At 55.9% G+C, this 17,486-nt stretch carries 18 protein-coding genes; 9 read left to right on the forward strand and 9 right to left on the reverse strand.

Features of this window, described 5'->3' with window-relative positions:
• Positions 1 to 11 precede the first annotated feature (11 nt).
• On the forward strand, positions 12 to 2,177 hold the full coding sequence (gene uvrD / locus ACR2R1_RS11760; protein ID WP_434110207.1) for a DNA helicase II: 2,166 nt from the start codon (positions 12 to 14) through the stop codon (positions 2,175 to 2,177).
• Between the two features lie 31 nt (positions 2,178 to 2,208).
• On the opposite strand, the gene ACR2R1_RS11765 is transcribed toward uvrD, so the two are convergent.
• Positions 2,209 to 3,087 carry a phosphoribulokinase gene (locus tag ACR2R1_RS11765; RefSeq protein ID WP_077728496.1) on the reverse strand — a complete coding sequence of 293 codons (879 nt, stop codon included), beginning with the start codon at positions 3,085 to 3,087 and terminating at the stop codon, positions 2,209 to 2,211.
• Positions 3,088 to 3,442: 355 nt separating this feature from the next.
• Between ACR2R1_RS11765 and ACR2R1_RS11770 the strand changes: the two genes are divergently transcribed.
• Entirely contained in the window at positions 3,443 to 4,378 is a 936-nt protein-coding gene (locus ACR2R1_RS11770; RefSeq protein ID WP_434110209.1) for a LysR family transcriptional regulator, read from the forward strand.
• A 12-nt stretch (positions 4,379 to 4,390) separates the two neighbouring features.
• Here the strand turns inward: ACR2R1_RS11770 and panC are convergent, their stop codons facing one another.
• From panC to pcnB, 4 genes are read right to left on the reverse strand one after another with little or no spacing between them, the layout of a single operon-like run.
• Positions 4,391 to 5,242 (reverse strand): pantoate--beta-alanine ligase, encoded by an 852-nt coding sequence (panC, locus tag ACR2R1_RS11775; protein WP_434110211.1) that lies wholly within the window; start codon positions 5,240 to 5,242, stop codon positions 4,391 to 4,393.
• A 32-nt stretch (positions 5,243 to 5,274) separates the two neighbouring features.
• Positions 5,275 to 6,078: a 3-methyl-2-oxobutanoate hydroxymethyltransferase gene (gene panB, locus ACR2R1_RS11780; protein WP_077728499.1), complete on the reverse strand. Its 804-nt coding sequence runs from the start codon at positions 6,076 to 6,078 to the stop codon at positions 5,275 to 5,277.
• On the reverse strand, positions 6,071 to 6,571 hold the full coding sequence (gene folK, locus ACR2R1_RS11785) for a 2-amino-4-hydroxy-6-hydroxymethyldihydropteridine diphosphokinase (RefSeq protein ID WP_240502386.1): 501 nt from the start codon (positions 6,569 to 6,571) through the stop codon (positions 6,071 to 6,073). The genes panB and folK overlap by 8 nt, the downstream gene beginning before the upstream one ends.
• Positions 6,572 to 6,578: 7 nt before the next feature.
• Positions 6,579 to 7,916 carry a polynucleotide adenylyltransferase PcnB gene (pcnB, locus tag ACR2R1_RS11790; RefSeq protein ID WP_240502387.1) on the reverse strand — a complete coding sequence of 446 codons (1,338 nt, stop codon included), beginning with the start codon at positions 7,914 to 7,916 and terminating at the stop codon, positions 6,579 to 6,581.
• Positions 7,917 to 8,161: 245 nt separating this feature from the next.
• On the opposite strand from pcnB, the gene ACR2R1_RS11795 reads away from it, so the two are divergent.
• Both ACR2R1_RS11795 and ACR2R1_RS11800 read left to right on the forward strand, forming a co-directional pair.
• Positions 8,162 to 8,359 (forward strand): hypothetical protein, encoded by a 198-nt coding sequence (locus ACR2R1_RS11795; protein ID WP_077728502.1) that lies wholly within the window; start codon positions 8,162 to 8,164, stop codon positions 8,357 to 8,359.
• 82 nt (positions 8,360 to 8,441) lie between these two features.
• Positions 8,442 to 8,927: an FKBP-type peptidyl-prolyl cis-trans isomerase gene (locus ACR2R1_RS11800; protein ID WP_077728503.1), complete on the forward strand. Its 486-nt coding sequence runs from the start codon at positions 8,442 to 8,444 to the stop codon at positions 8,925 to 8,927.
• A 55-nt stretch (positions 8,928 to 8,982) separates the two neighbouring features.
• Here the strand turns inward: ACR2R1_RS11800 and rimO are convergent, their stop codons facing one another.
• Together rimO and cmoB are read right to left on the reverse strand one after the other, a co-directional pair.
• Positions 8,983 to 10,299 (reverse strand): 30S ribosomal protein S12 methylthiotransferase RimO, encoded by a 1,317-nt coding sequence (gene rimO, locus ACR2R1_RS11805; RefSeq protein ID WP_077728504.1) that lies wholly within the window; start codon positions 10,297 to 10,299, stop codon positions 8,983 to 8,985.
• Positions 10,300 to 10,365: 66 nt separating this feature from the next.
• Complete coding sequence (gene cmoB, locus ACR2R1_RS11810) at positions 10,366 to 11,355, reverse strand: tRNA 5-methoxyuridine(34)/uridine 5-oxyacetic acid(34) synthase CmoB (protein ID WP_434110214.1); 990 nt, start codon at positions 11,353 to 11,355, stop codon at positions 10,366 to 10,368.
• Between the two features lie 219 nt (positions 11,356 to 11,574).
• Between cmoB and hemF the strand changes: the two genes are divergently transcribed.
• Positions 11,575 to 12,483: an oxygen-dependent coproporphyrinogen oxidase gene (gene hemF, locus ACR2R1_RS11815; RefSeq protein ID WP_086135145.1), complete on the forward strand. Its 909-nt coding sequence runs from the start codon at positions 11,575 to 11,577 to the stop codon at positions 12,481 to 12,483.
• On the opposite strand, the gene ACR2R1_RS11820 is transcribed toward hemF, so the two are convergent.
• Positions 12,478 to 13,158: an MlaC/ttg2D family ABC transporter substrate-binding protein gene (locus ACR2R1_RS11820; RefSeq protein ID WP_077728507.1), complete on the reverse strand. Its 681-nt coding sequence runs from the start codon at positions 13,156 to 13,158 to the stop codon at positions 12,478 to 12,480. The genes hemF and ACR2R1_RS11820 overlap by 6 nt on opposite strands.
• A gap of 99 nt (positions 13,159 to 13,257) precedes the next feature.
• Between ACR2R1_RS11820 and hemB the strand changes: the two genes are divergently transcribed.
• Together hemB and aroE are read left to right on the forward strand one after the other, a co-directional pair.
• A complete protein-coding gene (hemB, locus tag ACR2R1_RS11825; protein WP_347258827.1) occupies positions 13,258 to 14,286 on the forward strand; it encodes a porphobilinogen synthase in 1,029 nt (342 codons plus the stop codon).
• Positions 14,287 to 14,348: 62 nt separating this feature from the next.
• Positions 14,349 to 15,182: a shikimate dehydrogenase gene (gene aroE / locus ACR2R1_RS11830; protein ID WP_086135143.1), complete on the forward strand. Its 834-nt coding sequence runs from the start codon at positions 14,349 to 14,351 to the stop codon at positions 15,180 to 15,182.
• 2 nt (positions 15,183 to 15,184) lie between these two features.
• On the opposite strand, the gene ACR2R1_RS11835 is transcribed toward aroE, so the two are convergent.
• Positions 15,185 to 15,733, reverse strand: a complete 549-nt coding sequence (locus ACR2R1_RS11835) for a gamma carbonic anhydrase family protein (protein WP_077728510.1) — start codon at positions 15,731 to 15,733, stop codon at positions 15,185 to 15,187.
• 93 nt (positions 15,734 to 15,826) lie between these two features.
• On the opposite strand from ACR2R1_RS11835, the gene ACR2R1_RS11840 reads away from it, so the two are divergent.
• Positions 15,827 to 16,399 (forward strand): LemA family protein, encoded by a 573-nt coding sequence (locus ACR2R1_RS11840; protein ID WP_434110217.1) that lies wholly within the window; start codon positions 15,827 to 15,829, stop codon positions 16,397 to 16,399.
• Between the two features lie 10 nt (positions 16,400 to 16,409).
• Positions 16,410 to 17,354 (forward strand): GIDE domain-containing protein, encoded by a 945-nt coding sequence (locus ACR2R1_RS11845; RefSeq protein ID WP_434110219.1) that lies wholly within the window; start codon positions 16,410 to 16,412, stop codon positions 17,352 to 17,354.
• Positions 17,355 to 17,486 lie beyond the last annotated feature (132 nt).

Below are 17,486 nucleotides of genomic sequence, written 5' to 3' on the forward strand. Positions count from 1 at the left end.
AAAATAGCACCATGGACATTACCCCGATTATCGATCCCCTGAATCCGGCTCAGCGAGAGGCGGTAACTTCGCCCACTCCGGCCCTTCTGGTATTGGCCGGCGCCGGAAGCGGCAAGACCCGCGTACTCGTACATCGCATCGCCTGGTTGATGCAGGTGGAAGGCACGTCGCCCCACGGCATCCTGGCAGTCACGTTCACCAACAAAGCGGCGAGCGAAATGCGCGGACGTATCGAAAGTCTGCTGAACATATCCGCTCAAAACTTATGGGTCGGCACCTTCCACGGACTCGCGCACCGCCTGTTGCGCCGTCATGCCAAGGAAGCGGGATTGCCAGATGCCTTCCAGATCCTCGACTCGGACGACCAGCATCGGCTCATCCGTCGTCTGCTCAAGAGTCTCGACCTGGACGAGGCCCGTTGGCCGCCACGCCACGTACAATGGTTCATCAATGCCCACAAAGAAGAAGGACGCCGAGCCCGTCACCTGCCGGAGTCGTACGATCCATTCCAAAAACAGATGCAGCGCATCTATCTGGCTTACGAGGAACTCTGCGAGCGGTCGGGCCTGGTCGATTTTGCCGAATTGCTGTTGCGCGCCCACGAATTCCTGCGGGATACACCCGAAGTGCTGGATCATTACCAGCGCCGTTTCCATCACGTACTAGTAGACGAATTCCAGGACACCAACCGAATTCAGTACGCCTGGCTGCGGCTTCTCACCCGCGAGCGCGAGAATCTGTTCGTCGTTGGCGATGACGATCAGTCCATCTACAGCTGGCGCGGTGCGAAAGTCGAGAATCTCCATAAATTTCAGAAGGATTATCCAAGTCACCGTCTGATTCGGCTGGAGCAGAACTACCGTTCCACCAGCAACATATTAAATGCCGCGAACGCCCTCATCGCGAATAACGAAGGCCGACTCGGAAAAACCCTATGGACCGACGGCGGCATCGGCGAGCCGATTTCGGTATATGCCGCCTTCAACGAGCAGGAAGAGGCTTATTTCGTGGCCGAGCGGATAAAGCAGTGGGGGCAAGAAGGTAACGCCCGCCGAGATGCGGCAATCCTTTACCGCTCCAACGCTCAATCCCGCCAGTTTGAAGAGAAATTGCTGGCCATGGGAATTCCCTATCGGGTCTACGGCGGACTTCGCTTCTTCGAACGGGCAGAAATCAAGGACGCTCTCGCTTATCTCCGCCTTATCGCCAACCGCCATGACGACCCCTCCTTCGAACGCGTCGTCAATACGCCCGTGCGCGGCATCGGCGCCAAGACACTCGACTTGATCCGTGATTTAGCCCGCTCGGAGCGCTGCTCTCTTTGGCAGGCGGCGGAAATGCTCTGCCGCGACGCCGCGTTGCCCACCCGCGCCAGGAATCCCTTAGCCGGCTTTCTGCAACTGATTGAGACCATGACCCGAGACACGGCCGAGCTTTCTCTTTGGGAACAGGTGCAGCATGTTATTCCCACCTCGGGTCTCCGAGCCCATTATGAAAAGGAAAAGGGCGAACAGGCCGAAGCGCGAATCGAGAATTTGGACGAATTGGTCAACGCCGCCCGCCAGTTCGAATACGAGCCGCAACTGGACACGGAGCTTTCGAAGCTCGACCAGTTTCTGTCCCACGCCGCGCTGGAGGCCGGGGAGAATCAAAGCGACGAGTTCGAGGACTGCGTTCAGCTCATGACCCTGCATGCGGCCAAGGGACTGGAGTTCGAACTGGTGTTCATCGCTGGGCTCGAGGAGGGATTGTTTCCCAGCCTGCAATCGCTGGAAGAACCGGGACGCCTGGAGGAAGAGCGCCGCCTTTGCTACGTCGGCATCACCCGCGCCAAGCGCAAACTTTACCTCACCTATGCCGAAGCCCGGAGGCTGTACGGCAAGGAAACCTATCCCCGCCCCTCGCGTTTCCTACGGGAGATTCCGTCCGAACATCTTCAGGAAGTCCGCATGCGCGGAAGCATCGGCCGGCCCATGACTTCCTCGCAGCCGTCACCCAGCACCACCGATAATAACGGTGTTTTTAAGCTGGGACAGCGTGTTCGCCACGCAAAATTCGGGGAAGGCGTTATCCTTCAGTACGAGGGGGATGGCAATCAAGCCAGGGTTCAGGTGAATTTTGCCGACTCCGGAGTCAAGTGGCTGATGCTCGCATACGCAAATTTACAGCGGCCTTGAAAAAGCCGCCTTGTCGCATGTTCGGCCTCGGTCAAGCATTTTTCTTCTCTTCCATCATCCGCTCGAGAATGGGGCGGAAAATGATTTCCATGGCCAGCCCCATCTTGCCGCCGGGCACGACGATCGAGTTGTAGCGGGACATGAACGAGTCCTTGATCATCGACAAAAGATTTTGGAAATCTACGTTGAACTTGCGTGGATTCTTGAAGCGGATAATCACGAGGCTTTCGTCCGGCGACGGAATGTCACGTGCGATGAATGGGTTCGAGGTATCGACCAGAGGCACTCGCTGAAAATTGATATCCGTCTGGGAGAACTGCGGAGTGATGACCTTCACGTAATCGTACATGCGTCGCAGAATCGTATCGGTCACGTCCTCCGGCTTGTAGCCGCGTTCCGCAGTATCCCTGTGGATTTTCTGAATCCATTCCAGATTGACGATGGGGACCACACCCACCAAGAGGTCCGCATATTGCGGAATATTCACGACCTCGTTCTTCACAGCGCCGTGCAATCCCTCATAAAACAATAAGTCGGTTCCCTCGGGAATATCGCCCCACGGCGTGAAGGTACCCGGTTTGTACCCCCCCAGACGCTGGCCTTCTTCCTCGTTGTGGATGTAATAGCGACGCTTGCCGGTGCCAGTTTCGCTGTACTGCCGGAACAAGCTTTCTAAATCCTCGAGCAAGTTCGCCTCGACGGCGAAGTGACTGAAATGCCGGCCCTCCGCTTGAGCATTGGCGATATGGCTACGCATTTCGGCACGGTCGTAACGGTGAAAACTGTCACCCTCCACCACCGCCGGCTCAATGTTCAGCCGAAAGAACAAATGCTCGAACGCCTGTTTTACGGTAGTCGTACCTGCACCCGACGAACCGGTGACAGCGATGACGGGATGTTTCTTGGACATGAGAGCCTCCTCCTATTTCGTTATTCTAACCGCACGGGCGCATGTATGGACCACGAGGCCACCCTAAATTCACGGCAGACTGCATCCAACCCGATGCAAGCGGCGACGACGCAGTACGGGCAAAAAGCGATATCGACCAACCACCTCATCACCGCCGCCCCCTGAAAACGCCTAATTCAACCATAGTCCACGGAACGACGGTGGCAGACTGCCGCCACGTCGAAGCTCTGCGCTACCCTTGCTGAATTTAAGATCACGACTGAACACCGGCCTGAGGATATTGCATAAGAAGAATCAATGAGTCCATACTTTCAAGATAAATAATTCTTTATAGATTGCCTGTTGGCGCGAAAGCATGAACATTACACTTCGGCAGTTAAAAGTCTTTGAGAGGGTGGCACGCCGCCTGAGCTTCACCCGCGCGGCGGAGGAGCTTTATCTGACGCAACCTGCCGTTTCGATGCAAATCAAACAATTCGAGGATGTCATCGGTTTGCCGTTATTCGAGAGGTTGGGCAAAAAAATTTACCTGACCCGGGCCGGGGAAGAACTATATCGGCTGAGCCGCACCATCTCGTTGCAATTGGAAGAAGCCGAACAACTGATCGAGGAACTGAAAGGCACGGAAGGCGGGCGTTTGGCCGTGTCGGTTGCCAGTACCGTTCATTATTTCGCTATCCGCCTTTTGGCCGATTTTTGCCGGCGTTATCCGAAAGTTAAGGTCAGCTTTAAAGTCACCAACCGCAAAGGGCTGCTCCAGCAACTCGACGACAATGAGGCCGACATCGTACTGATGGGGCAGCCGCCGGAGGATCAGGACTTGACGGCAGAAGCATTTATGGACAACCCCTTGGTCGCCATCGCCCCCGCCAATCATCCGTTGGCGGGCCAAAAGAGCATTCCGTTGAGCGAACTGAATCATGAAACCTTCCTCATGCGGGAGCAGGGATCCGGCACCCGCAATGCGGTCGAGCGCTTCTTGTCGGAAAAGGGCGTGCAAATTTCCGCCAGCATGGAAATGAACACCAACGGCGCCATCAAACAGGGCGTGGAAGAAGGACTCGGGCTTGGCATTGTTTCAATACATACCGTAGAACGCGAACTGGAAGACGGCCGGGTGGTCGTTTTAGATGCGGAATCGTTTCCCATCATGCGCCAATGGTACATCGTGCATCGGGCCGGCAAACGCCTGTCCGCAGTGGCACGGGAGTTCGAGGAATTCGTCCGAACCGAAGCCGGCCGATTCGTCAATAGCGACATCATCAGGACCGCCTTGAACGGAAAGAATTAGCGCTCCCATTCATTAGGAGCGCGTCAGCCGAACGTTATCGATCAAGCGAGTTTTGCCCAGCCAGGCCGCTGCCAGTATGACGAGATGGGAATCGTCCTGTCCTGCCGGTACCAGATCGGATTCGCGCCGGACGCTGAAATAATCCGGACGAAATCCGGCGGCTTGCAAGGTTTCGATCTGCTGCCGTTCGATACGGTCGAAATCGCTATCGCCCCTGCAAATTGCCTCCGCCGCGAGGCAAAGGCAGCGATACAAGATAGCCGCCTGTTCCTTCTGCTCGCTCGTGAGATACGCATTTCTAGAACTCATCGCCAATCCGCTCGGCTCTCTGATGGTCGGGACGGAGCGAATGCGCACGGGAAAATCGAGATCCGCCACCATACGGCGGATTATCAACAGCTGCTGATAATCCTTCTCGCCGAACAGCGCGACATCGGGCTGCACCAGGTTGAAGAGCTTGCTGACGATAGTGGCGACGCCTCGGAAATGTCCCGGCCGGAACCGACCGCAGAGTTCATCGGACAAACCCGGCACCTCGACGAAAGTTGTAACCCCCGAACCCGTGGGATACAGCTCGGCCACCGAAGGCATGAACAGGAGATCGACTGCCGCGCTGCGAAGCTTTTCCGAATCTTCCGCGGGCGTTCGCGGGTAGGCATCGAAATCTTCGCCGGGAGAGAATTGAGTCGGATTGACGAAGACGCTCACCACAACCTTATCGGCGAGTTGCTTCGCCTCGCGGACAAGATGCACGTGCCCGGCATGCAGGTTTCCCATGGTCGGCACGAAAGCCACGGAAAGATCTTTCGAACGCCATTCCCGCACGGCTTGGCGCAAATCGCTTATGGATTCGATAATGAGCATGACGAGCCTTGGATTATCCGCCGAAAGAACCGCTAAAAACTGTGGTCCAACGCCGGGAACCGGCCGGATCTCACATCGTCTGCGTAATTGCGGATAGCCGACGGAATATCCTCGGCGCCTTGAAGAAAATTTCTGGAAAACTTGGGGCGCTTGCCCGGCGTGATGCCGAGCATATCGTACAGTACGAGAATCTGGCCCCCACAGCCCGGACCCGCACCTATGCCGATCGTCGGGATATCGAGAGCCGCCGTAATCTCGCCGGCCAAGGTCGCCGGCACACATTCGAGCACCAACACACTAATACCCGCTTCCTGAAGAATCAAGGCATCCTCGAGGATTGCCTGTGCGGCTTTTTCTTCTTTTCCCTGCACGAGATAACCGCCGACCTGATGAACCGATTGAGGCAGCAGCCCCAAGTGACCGCAAACGGGAATATTCTGCTCTACCAAGGCACGAACGATCTCGACCCGCTTCCGCCCGCCTTCGATCTTGACCATATGTGCCCCGCCACGTATCAACCTAGCGGCGCTATCGATCGCCTGCGCCGGACCGGAATAACTGGCGAACGGCATGTCCGCCGCCAATACGGCGCGGCGAATTCCGCGCGCCACGCACCGGGTATGGTAGACCATATCGTCCAAGGTCACCGGCAACGTCGTCGGCTCGCCTTGCACGACCATTCCCAAGGAATCGCCGACCAAAACCAGATCCACGCCGGCATCGTCCATGAGTTTGGCGAAGCTGGCATCGTAAGCGGTAAGAGCCACGATTTTTTCATCGCGCCGTTTCATCGCCGCGAGATCCGGAATAGTCAAAGCCTTGGCCGCATCATACATGCTCGATTACCCTCAATCCTCGTTGCGGACACTTCCGAACCAGATCAGCCAATCGCCCCTTGCCGGGAATCTCGAGCTCCGGCGCGATCTCCTCGAGCGGATACAGCACGAACTCGCGGTCCGCGATTCCCGGATGAGGGACGGTCAGCACTTCGCTCGCTATGATTTCGCACCCGTACAGCAACAAATCCAGGTCCAGCGTCCGAGGTCCCCAGCGTTCGCCCTTGCGCACCCGCCCGTGAGCCGTCTCTATGGCCTGAAGTTCGCGCAACAACTCCAGCGGCCCCAATGTCGTTTCGACCGACATTACGGCATTGATGTAATCGGGCTGATCGCCCGGTCCCATGGGCGCACTGCAATAAAGGCTCGAAAAAGCCAACTCCCGGATACCCTCTATCTTACTAATAGCCGAGCGCGCCGACTTGATGGTTTCGATGGGATCGCCCAAATTGGCGCCCAGACCGATATAGGCCGCCGTTTTATCGAATGGCACAACATGATCAGACGGAAACATTGGCAGAAGATTCAGAGCGCGATTTGCGTTTACGCGACCGGGATCTGCCGGAGCGGCGCCGGCCGGGACTCGTCATGGCTTTCCGCTCGGCTTCGTCGGCCTGCTGGAATCGAGTCCACCACTCGGCGAGCGACGGCTCGGCCTCTCCGGTCTCGGCCCGGAGCAACAGGAAATCGTAAGCGGCACGAAAGCGGGGATGGGTCAACAAACGAAACGGCCGTGAGCCGACAATCCGTTCAAAACGCGGCTGCAAGGCCCAAACCTCCCGAGCCGGTAGACTGACCGTCCGGGGCAAAGCGGTATGACGAACTTGCCGTGCAATCACCTCACCCGCAGCTTCCTGATAGGCCAAAATATCGCTTTCTCCGGCCTTGATTCGGGCTTGCGCGCCCGCCCGAACCGGTTCCCACAACAAGGCCGCGAACAGAAAATATGGCGCTACCGGTTTTCCCTCTTGCACTCGCTGATCGGTCCGTTCCAAGGCTTTGGCCAAGAATGTCAGCGGAAACCCCTGCTGCTCCTTGGCCAAACACCGCTCCGTCTCGGGAAACAGTGCCGCGAACAAACCGTAGTGCCTGAGCTGTTCGAAAGTCTGTACCGCATAACCGGACAAGAACAGCTTAAGAACCTCTTCATAAAGACGAGCCGGCGGAATTTCCTGTAGCAGACTCGAAAACCGTTTGATCGGATCGGCGCAGCTCGGATGAATGGTAAAGCCGAGTTTGACGGAGAAGCGTAACGCCCGCAGCATCCGTACCGGGTCCTCCCGATAACGTTGCTCCGGGTCGCCGATTAGTCTCAGCATACCGGCCTTGTGATCCTCCATGCCGCCGACGTAATCCACCACGGAAAAATCATTGATGTTGTAATACAACGCATTAACCGTGAAATCGCGGCGGAAGGCGTCCTCTTCGATGGTTCCATAGACGTTATCCCTAAGGATGCGGCCATTCTCGATGATGCGCCCCCCGTGACTCTCCTCGCCTGCGAGCCCTCGAAAGGTTGCCACTTCGATAATTTCCTCGCCGAAATGCACATGAGCGAGGCGAAAACGCCGACCGATCAAACGGCAATTGCGGAAAATCGCCCTGATCTCTTCGGGATGCGCGCTGGTTACCACGTCGAAATCTTTCGGCTCGCGCCCCAAAAGCAAGTCGCGTACGCAACCGCCGACCAAATAAGCCTGATACCCGGATTTCTTCAGGCGATAAAGCACCTTTAGCGCGTTATCGCTGATCATCGATCGGGAAATCATGTGTTCAGATCGCGGATAAATCCTAACGCTCACCGCTGCCTCCGGCTTGGGCTGCGGCAATTTGAACAACCTTTTGACGAAGTTGAAGATTGGCAGAGGAGTATCTTATTCGTTAGACCTAAAAGAAGCCGGAATGTTACCTTAGGCGGCGGGCACACTCAACGTGCCGGACCCTCGATCTGCTTCCGTATCACAACAGCGTCGATCGGCTCAGATCATCAACACCGATTTTTGAAAAATTACGGATTCAAACGAGTAAGATCGGTTCTAAGAAGAAAGTTCACTCATCCAGAGTATTTCGAGGAGTCGTGCTTATGTTTGAGAACTGGTTCAGCCAGATGAACGAGTTCATCCTCTCTCATCCGCACTGGATCGCGAAACTGGATTTTCTGCTGCGGGTGAAATGCGGGATTTTGACAGCATTGATGGGGATTTTCGTGTATCTCATCTACAAGGAACAAAGCAAACCCGCCGGGAAACCCAAAAAATCTCCTTATCGCTTTGTCGCTTGATCTAAATCGGAAAAACGCTGTCTATCATAGTGAAAACTCGTTATGATGGGAATTTCAACCACCGCGACAGCAAGGGTATCTCATGCAAGTATCACCCCGCAAAGTGGTCCATATCCACTACACCCTCACCAGCGATGACGGCGACATCCTCGACAGTTCCAAGGATCAAGGTCCATTGGCCTATATTCACGGCATGGGCAACATCATTCCCGGACTGGAGAATGCGTTAACCGGTCGCGCCGTGGGCGACAAGCTCAAGGTCAGCATTCCGCCGGAAGAAGCGTATGGCTTGCGAGACGACGACCTTATTCAGTCGGTACCGAAAACGGCCTTTGAAGAGGGACAAGAGATACTGCCTGGCATGCAATTTCAAGCGCAGTCTCCGGAAGGTCTTCAGCTGCTTACGGTAATCGGCGTAGACGATGACGAGGTAGTCCTGGACGGCAATCATCCGATGGCCGGCCTTACTTTGAATTTCGAGGTTGAAATCACGGACGTTCGCGATGCTACGCCCGATGAGTTGGATCACGGCCACGTACATGGCCCGGGCGGACATCACCACGGCTGATTCGATTCGCAGAACGAGGCGGCTATCTTTCTTCGCCGGATAGCCGCCTACAAATCTAACGGTTTGCGAGACGCGCCCACGAATCGTGGTCGTCGGCATCCTCAAGAACCACCTCGACCCAGTCGCCGACCTTCAAATGGGTCGCGCCATCGATAAATACTTGGCCATCGATTTCAGGAGCATCGGCCCGGCTGCGAGCGACCGCTCCCTCCTCCACAACCTCGTCGACCAAAACGATTTCCTGCAACCCGATCTTCGACTGCAGCCTATCAGCGCTGATTTGAGCCTGAACCTCCATAAACCGTGCGAGGCGTTCTTCTTTCACGGCTTCCGGCACAACATCGGATAACTCGTTGGCAACCGCGCCCTTGACGGGCGAATAGGTAAAGCACCCGACCCGGTCGAGCTGGGCTTCTTGAAGAAACGCCAACAGCTGCTCAAAATCCGCCTCGGTTTCCCCCGGAAAGCCGACGATGAACGTACTGCGAAGCGTGATTTCCGGGCAGATGTTCCGCCACTCGGCGATCCGGGCCAAGACATCCTCTGCGGCTGCCGGACGCTTCATCAGCTTCAGAATTCGGGCGCTGGCGTGCTGGAACGGAATGTCCAGATAGGGCAGGATTTTTCCCTCCGCCATGAGCGGGATCACTTCATCCACGTGGGGATAGGGATAAACATAATGCATCCGCACCCAAACCCCGAACTCCCCCAGAGCCTTGGCCAAATCATAGAAGCGGGTCTTGAGCGGACGCCCGCCCCAGAAGCCGGTTCGATACTTCAAATCGATGCCGTAGGCGCTGGTATCTTGCGATACGACGAGCAGTTCCTTCACTCCAGCCGAAACTAGGCGCTCCGCTTCCGCCATCACGTCGCCGATGGGGCGGCTGACCAGATCACCGCGCAAGCTCGGAATAATGCAAAACGTGCAGCGATGATTGCAGCCCTCGGAGATCTTCAGGTAAGCATAATGGCGAGGCGTTAGTTTGACTCCTTCCGGCGGCACCAGATCGACAAAAGGATCGTGAAGAGGCGGCAAATGCTCATGCACCGCCTCGACAACCTCTTCATAGGCATGGGCGCCGGTAACCTTCAGTACTTGAGGATGGCGGGATCGAATCTCGCTCTCGCGAACGCCCAGACATCCCGTAACGATGACCTTACCGTTCTCTTTCAAAGCCTCGCCTATGGCGTCCAGGGACTCCTCGACCGCGGCATCGATGAATCCGCAGGTATTCACAACGACAAGATCAGCGTCCTTATATGTCGGAACGAGGCTGTAACCTTCGGCACGCAACTTGGTCAGAATGCGTTCACTATCTACCAACGCCTTGGGACAGCCAAGGCTGACAAAACCGATACAGGGTGTTTTCATGAAGAAATATGCGAGGGAGGAACAAAGGATAGAGGGATAATTTTACGCCAGCGGTGGTTTCCGATTCTAAGGGCTCTCGGCGATGAACACCGCTCGCACCGGCGCGGGCAAGCCCTCGATCGTCAGTTCCGGGTTGGCCGGGTCCAGGAAATCGGACAGAGACTGAAAGCGCATCCAGTCCGTGGAGCGTTGCTCGTCGGCTGTGGTCCTCGTCACATCGACGACCCGACCGTTTCGGTAACCGCATCGCCTTAGCCACGATAACAAGGTAGCGCAGGACGGAATGAACCACACATTGCGCATCTGCGCATAGCGATCCTCGGGCACCAAAACCTGACCCAGCCCACCGTCGACGACCAAAGTCTCCAAGACCAATTCACCGCCGGATCTGAGACAGCCCTTGAGCTCCAAAAGATGATCGAAAGGCGAACGACGATGGTAAAGCACCCCCATCGAAAAAACGGTGTCGAAGGCACGAAGATTGAGCGGAACGTCCTCTATACCCAAGGGAAGCACATGAACCGGAAAATCGCCGGCAAAATGCTTGATCGCCAGAAATTGCGCGACATTTAAGAGTGTCGGATCAACTCCGATCACCAACTCGGCCCCGCATCCAATCATGCGCCAGGCGTGGTAACCATTTCCACAGCCGACATCCAACACGGTTCGGCCTTCAAGCGGCTGAATATGATCTTTCAGCCTGCGCCATTTAAGATCGGAGCGCCATTCAGTATCGATATGAATGCCATGAATGGCATATGGACCCTTGCGCCACGGATGAAGCCTGAGCAGCAGACTCTCGATACGGTCCCGCTGTTCTTCGTTGCATCCCCCATCGACAAGGATGCTATCGGCATTCAAATCGACCACGGACGCATCGATTTTTGGCAGGCCATCGAGTGCGGCCTGCCAAGCCGGCCAATCGCCATGCCGCGCGGAGCTAAAAACCGCGTCCAACCGAGTCGGCAACCCGTCCAGCCAAGTACGCAAGTACGGCCGGCCAAGCACCGAAAACAGATCCGAATAAACCTTCAGGCTCAAATTACAATTGGACATTCTCGTTCAATGGGTTGCCGCCATTCTTTGGGGCGCCGCTTACCTTGTTGGTTTCCGTTTCCCCTTCGGGACTCATAATGTTTTCGAGGCAACAACATCCCTATTCCACCGTGCTACAATCTCGTCGTCCATTTAGAAGAAGAAAGCCGCAAAGCGCTCGAGCCGAACAACATCCCGGAGACTCCCATCCACACTCGACTTTTACGGGAAGATCGCCGAATGAACACACCCGATATCTTACAAGTTAAAGCTTATCTTCAAGACCTCCAAGACAAAATCTGTCTCGCCCTGGAAAACGAGGAACCAGACGCACGATTTCTGGAGGATCTTTGGCAATACAATGGTGGCGGCGGAGGAAGAACCCGCGTATTGACCGGCGGAAAAACGTTCGAGCAGGGCGGCGTCAATTTCTCCCACGTGTTCGGCAGAAATCTGCCACCCTCCGCCACTGCGCATCGGCCAGAACTCGCAGGCCGGACATTTCAAGCCGTAGGCGTATCCCTGGTCATTCACCCTCTGAATCCATATGTCCCGACCTCTCATGCCAATATCCGTTTTTTCCTCGCGGAGAAGGAAAACGAAACGCCGGTATGGTGGTTTGGCGGCGGCTTCGATCTCACACCCTATTATCCCTTCGAAGAAGATGCGATTTATTGGCACACTGTAGCCCGGGATGCCTGTCTTCCCTTTGGCGAAGATATTTACCCCAAGTTCAAGCGCTGGTGCGATGAATACTTTTTTCTCAAACACCGCAATGAAACCCGGGGCATCGGAGGATTATTTTTCGACGATCTCAATGAATGGGGGTTCGATCGCTGCTTCGATTTTTTGCGCAGCGTCGGAGATCATTACATCAAGGCTTATGTTCCGATCGTCCAAAAACGGAAGGATATGCCCTACGGCGAACGGGAGCGCGAATTTCAGCTCTATCGCCGCGGACGATACGTCGAATTCAACCTGGTTTATGACCGAGGAACTTTGTTTGGATTGCAATCGGGCGGCAGGACAGAATCCATTCTAATGTCTCTGCCGCCGATCGCGCATTGGCGCTATAACTGGAAGCCGCAGGAAGGTAGCGCCGAAGATAATCTGTACAAGAATTACCTGAAACCTAGAGACTGGCTATGAGCCTCTTTTATCGCCGCCGCCCGCTGCCCCGAGCGGCTCTTTCATGGCGGTAGCGTTGCGCTCTGCCAGGTGTGAAATCAATTGATCGAGGGAGCCGGTACGGGCAACCTCATCGGTAAAGCTGGCACGATAGTTCTGTAGCAAACTGATGCCCTCGATCAATACGTCGTACACTTTCCAATCGTTTTTGGTGAACACCATTCGATAGTTGACCGCCACGGGTTGAGCACCCGCCTGGAGAATTTCGGTACGGACCATAACCTTCTTGTCCTCCGGCTTCATCTGCAGCGGCAGATAACGGATTTTCCAGTTGGCGTATTCGGTAAAGGCGGTGGTATACGTACGCACAAGCAGCATCCGGAATTCCTTTTTAAAACGTTCTTTTTGCTCGGGCGTCGCCGTCTTCCAATACTTTCCTAAAATCAACATCGACACACGATCGAAATCCACATGCGGTTCGATGATGCCATCAACGAACTGAGTAGCTTTCCTGAAATCGCCCTTGTATTCCGGCTTTTGCAGCGTGGTTTGCAGCTCGTCGGCACTGTGCTGGATAACCTGCTGTGGAGGGAGTAATCCTTCCTCCGCCCACGCTGCCGCTCCCCAGAAGCTTAACAGCAACGACAATGCAACGGCCCAACTTGCCAGGCCGAAGGAAGACTTAGTAAATTTCATTTAAAAACTCCTGCTGACTTTTTAATATTCTTATCATAACTCGGCGGCATGCACTAAACTACCGAGTTCCTCTGTGTCCCACGCAATAAACCGGCCACCATGTCGTTAAATAATAGCATTTCTTACCCCAATGTTCGCTTGCGCCGAATGAGACGGAATGAATTCAGCCGGCGCTTAGTGCGGGAAACACAGCTTTCCACCAATGATTTGATTTACCCTCTTTTCATCTTGGAAGGCGAAAATCGGCGGGAACCGGTCGCTTCTATGCCCGGCGTCGAGCGACTAAGCATCGACTTGCTGTTACGCGAAAGCGAAAAGGCTTTTCGGCTTGGCATTCCCGCCATCGCACTCTTTCCCGTAACGTCACCCGACAAAAAAACGGATGACGCACGCGAGGCTTACAATGCTGAGGGTTTGGTGCAACGAGCGGTACGCCTACTGAAACGACAGCTGCCGGAACTGGGTGTCATCACCGATGTCGCTCTAGACCCTTTCACGACTCACGGCCAAGACGGGCTCGTAGATCAAAACGGCTACGTGGTCAACGACGAAACCGTCGAAGTACTCGTGAAACAGGCGCTGTCCCATGCGGAAGCCGGCGCCGACATCGTGGCGCCTTCGGACATGATGGACGGGCGCATCGGCGCAATCCGGGACGCATTGGAAGAGAAAGGATTCGTCCACACGCGTATTCTCGCCTATTCCGCCAAGTACGCCTCCGCCTTCTACGGACCTTTCCGAGATGCCGTGGGCTCGGCGGCCAACCTGGGGAGCGGCGACAAATACACTTACCAGATGGATCCCGCCAATTCCGATGAGGCCCTGCGGGAAGTCGAGCTCGATTTGGCGGAAGGCGCGGACATGGTCATGGTCAAACCGGGATTGCCTTATCTGGACATCATCCGCCGCGTCAAAGACCGCTTTGGCGTCCCTACGTTCGCCTACCAAGTCAGCGGGGAATACGCCATGCTCAAAGGCGCGTCACAAAACGGCTGGCTCGACGAGCGCAAGACCGTGCTCGAATCTTTGCTGGCGCTCAAGCGCGCAGGATCGGACGCCATTCTGACCTATTACGCCAGGACCGTTGCCGAATGGCTTCGCGAAGACGCCATGAGACAGAGCACCTAAACTGCGCAAAGGCTGAAACCTAAAACTGTCTTCATCAAGATTTCCGCCGGATTCACCTAGTCATGCTGCCAGCAGATCGTTATGCCGTCTTCGGTCACCCCATCGGCCACAGCAAATCGCCCCGTATTCACGCGCTTTTTGCAGAACAGACCGGAGAGCGTCTGACCTATACCGCGCAAGACGTTCTGCCGGAAACGTTCGAAATCCGCGTGCGAGACTTTTTCGCCGGTGGCGGGAAAGGCTTGAATTGCACCGTTCCCCTCAAGGAACTCGCCTGGAAAATTGCCGATTCCAAAAGTGAGCGCGCGGAACGCAGCAAAGCCGTCAATACCTTGGCCTTACGTCCGGATGGAACGATTTACGGGGACAACACCGACGGCGTCGGCTTGATGCGAGACCTTACGGTCAATCTCGGACTTTCCTTGGAAAACCGCCGAGTCCTTCTTTTGGGCGCGGGCGGCGCAAGCCGCGGCATTATTGGTCCACTGTTGGAGCGAGGTCCGTCTTGCCTGGTGATCGCCAACCGCACACCCGACAAAGCGGTCCGGCTGGCAGAGGAGTTTGGGGATCTCGGCCCGATCGCCGGATGCGGCTTTTCAGACTTGGGCACGGAATCCTTCGATCTCGTTCTGAACGCCACCGCCGCCAGCCTGATTGGCGAACTGCCGGATCTGCCGAAGAATATTCTCCGAGCCGGCGGATGTTGCTACGATCTCGCCTATGGGACGGAGCCCACACCGTTCGTCCGATGGGGAAAAGATGTGGGGGCCGATGTCAGCGTTGACGGCATCGGCATGTTGGTCGAACAAGCGGCCGAGGCGTTTTTTATCTGGCGGGGCATACGGCCGGAAACGCATCCCGTGATCGACATTCTCAATCGGGAGCGTGGTCGCTAGTGCTAAGCGCCAAGCAATCTGGCATCACTCAGATATTGATTCTTCAAACGCACGTAACCGTCCTTGGAAAAACTTAAATATTCCAGCTCGGCCTCCTTGAGCGGGCGTGCCTGTTTCGCCGGCGATCCCACGTAAAGAAAACCGCCTTCCAAACGCTTGCCGGGCGGCACCAAAGCCCCCGCACCGATCATTACCCGGTCCTCCACGACGGCACCGTCCATGATCACCGCACCGATGCCGATCAGACATAGATCACCGATGGTGCACCCATGCAGTACCGCCCGGTGCCCCACGGTGACACCCCGCCCGACGATCAAGGCATTGCCCTCTTCGTTGTAGCGGCTTCGTTGGGTGACGTGCAGCACGCAGCCGTCCTGAATATTGGTTTCGTCGCCAATCTCGATTCGGTGCACATCGCCTCTCGCGACCACCATCGGCCAAATGGAGACGTCGTTGCCCAATGTCACGTCACCGATCACCAGCGCACTGTCGGCAATGTAAGTTCCTGTTCCCAATTTCGGCTCGACACCGTTATAAATCTGAATCGTCACCTTACGACACTCCGATTGATCAAATGATGCGCCGGGCCCGCCGTCTATACTTCTCCAAGCCCTGATTCAACTTCAAGAACGCGAGGAGAGATTATGAGCGTAGGCGGTTTCATTCTGGTCGGCACGATCTTGTTCGTGATCGTGTACGCCATCTTGATCTACAACCGGCTGGTCAATTTGAAGCATGATACCGCAAAAGCGTGGTCCAACATCGACGTGCTGCTCAAACAGCGTCACGACGAATTGCCGAAACTCGTCGAAACCTGCAAGCAGTACATGCAACACGAGCGGGAGACGCTGGAAAAAGTCATGCAGGCCCGTGCCGGGATCTTTGCGGCACGGGAGTCCTCCAATCTGCATGCTCTGGGGGCGGCGGAAAGCCAGCTACGGCAAGGATTGATGCAGCTCTTCGCGGTAGCGGAGAGTTACCCTGAACTGAAGGCGGACGCTTCCTTTCGGGCACTGGAATCCCGGATTACCGGACTAGAAAACGCCATCGCCGACCGCCGCGAGTTCTACAACGAGAGCGTCAATAACAACAATGTCCGGCTGGAAGAATTTCCGGATGTGATCATCGCCCGGTTATTCAACTTCAAACCCTTCGAATTGCTGGAATTCACGGAAGAAGAAAAACGCGATGTGGATCTAAAGGCGCTGTTCGGCTAAGGCGAAAGCCGTGCTATTTCGCGACCTCATCCTCGAATCCTCTCCACAGCACTTCTGGCTGGCGACAGGGCTTGTCGCCCTGACCGGAGCGGCCTTATTCTTTCTCGCATTCCGCTGGCTACATCGCGCTCGCCTGATCGCCGACACGCCCACGGCCAAGGTCCGGTCGGCAGCCCAGGGTTACGTCGAACTCGACGGTCGAGCCCAATTGATGGATGGCGAGCCGATCCATGCCCCGCTTAGCGGCGCACGCTGCGTTTGGTACAGTTACAAAGTTGAAAAGCAAGTGACCGACTATGAAGACGGCCACCGCACGACACGATGGCAAACCATTGAGAGCGGCGTTAGCGAGGCCATCTTCCACCTGGAAGACGACACCGGACGGTGCATTGTCGATCCCGAAGGCGCGGAGGTCACGCCGTCCATTCGACTCAAATGGCGCGGGCAGCTCGCGCGACCAGGATACCCACCGCTGCAAACCGGATTTTGGGATTCACTGTTCTCGTCCGGACCGTATCGCTACACGGAATACCGCATCGAGGCAAACGATCCGCTTTATGCGATCGGTCAGTTCGTGTCTCTCGGAAGTTCCGAAGGCACCAGCTTCCATAACGAGGTAGGCGATCTGTTAATCCGCTGGAAGAGAAACCGTTCCGAGCTTCTCAAGCGCTTCGACAAGAACGGCGACGGCGAGATCGATGCGGAGGAGTGGGAAATCGCCCGGCAGCACGCCGAGCGTGAAGTCATGGCATCCTGGCGCAAAAGAACGAAGCAAACCGAGTTCCACCTGATGAAAAAGCCCGGTTATGGCCGTCCTTATCTGCTATCGGTCGTTCCACAGGGCACATTGACCAAACGATATCGCCGCAAGGCCTGGATCGCGGTGCTTGGCTTCCTGATCGCGGGCAGCTCAACGACCTGGGCGTTGCATCTGCGTTTCGGCTCGATTCCATGAACGTCCGGCGGAGCGTCGGCAAGGGATTGCCGACCTACTTCGACTGGGTACGGGGCGGTTTTCCTATGCCCGCCGCTATACCGCGATGAAAAACGCTTTAGATTTCGTAGGTCGGCAATCCTTTGCCGACAA

This window comes from Methylocaldum sp. GT1TLB (assembly GCF_051027445.1).
Lineage (GTDB): Bacteria > Pseudomonadota > Gammaproteobacteria > Methylococcales > Methylococcaceae > Methylocaldum.

Excerpts from the sequence above, each read along its gene's own strand:
- panC (WP_434110211.1), bottom strand. The coding sequence starts at position 5,242 with ATGCTCATTATCGAATCCATAAGCGATTTGCGCCAAGCCGTGCGGGAA.
- ACR2R1_RS11770 (WP_434110209.1), top strand. The coding sequence starts at position 3,443 with ATGAACATTACACTTCGGCAGTTAAAAGTCTTTGAGAGGGTGGCACGC.
- ACR2R1_RS11765 (WP_077728496.1), bottom strand. The coding sequence starts at position 3,087 with ATGTCCAAGAAACATCCCGTCATCGCTGTCACCGGTTCGTCGGGTGCA.
- hemF (WP_086135145.1), top strand. The coding sequence starts at position 11,575 with ATGAACACACCCGATATCTTACAAGTTAAAGCTTATCTTCAAGACCTC.
- rimO (WP_077728504.1), bottom strand. The coding sequence starts at position 10,299 with ATGAAAACACCCTGTATCGGTTTTGTCAGCCTTGGCTGTCCCAAGGCG.
- ACR2R1_RS11840 (WP_434110217.1), top strand. The coding sequence starts at position 15,827 with ATGAGCGTAGGCGGTTTCATTCTGGTCGGCACGATCTTGTTCGTGATC.
- aroE (WP_086135143.1), top strand. The coding sequence starts at position 14,349 with ATGCTGCCAGCAGATCGTTATGCCGTCTTCGGTCACCCCATCGGCCAC.
- hemB (WP_347258827.1), top strand. The coding sequence starts at position 13,258 with ATGTCGTTAAATAATAGCATTTCTTACCCCAATGTTCGCTTGCGCCGA.
- uvrD (WP_434110207.1), top strand. The coding sequence starts at position 12 with ATGGACATTACCCCGATTATCGATCCCCTGAATCCGGCTCAGCGAGAG.
- ACR2R1_RS11795 (WP_077728502.1), top strand. The coding sequence starts at position 8,162 with ATGTTTGAGAACTGGTTCAGCCAGATGAACGAGTTCATCCTCTCTCAT.
- cmoB (WP_434110214.1), bottom strand. The coding sequence starts at position 11,355 with ATGTCCAATTGTAATTTGAGCCTGAAGGTTTATTCGGATCTGTTTTCG.
- ACR2R1_RS11800 (WP_077728503.1), top strand. The coding sequence starts at position 8,442 with ATGCAAGTATCACCCCGCAAAGTGGTCCATATCCACTACACCCTCACC.
- panB (WP_077728499.1), bottom strand. The coding sequence starts at position 6,078 with ATGTATGATGCGGCCAAGGCTTTGACTATTCCGGATCTCGCGGCGATG.
- ACR2R1_RS11820 (WP_077728507.1), bottom strand. The coding sequence starts at position 13,158 with ATGAAATTTACTAAGTCTTCCTTCGGCCTGGCAAGTTGGGCCGTTGCA.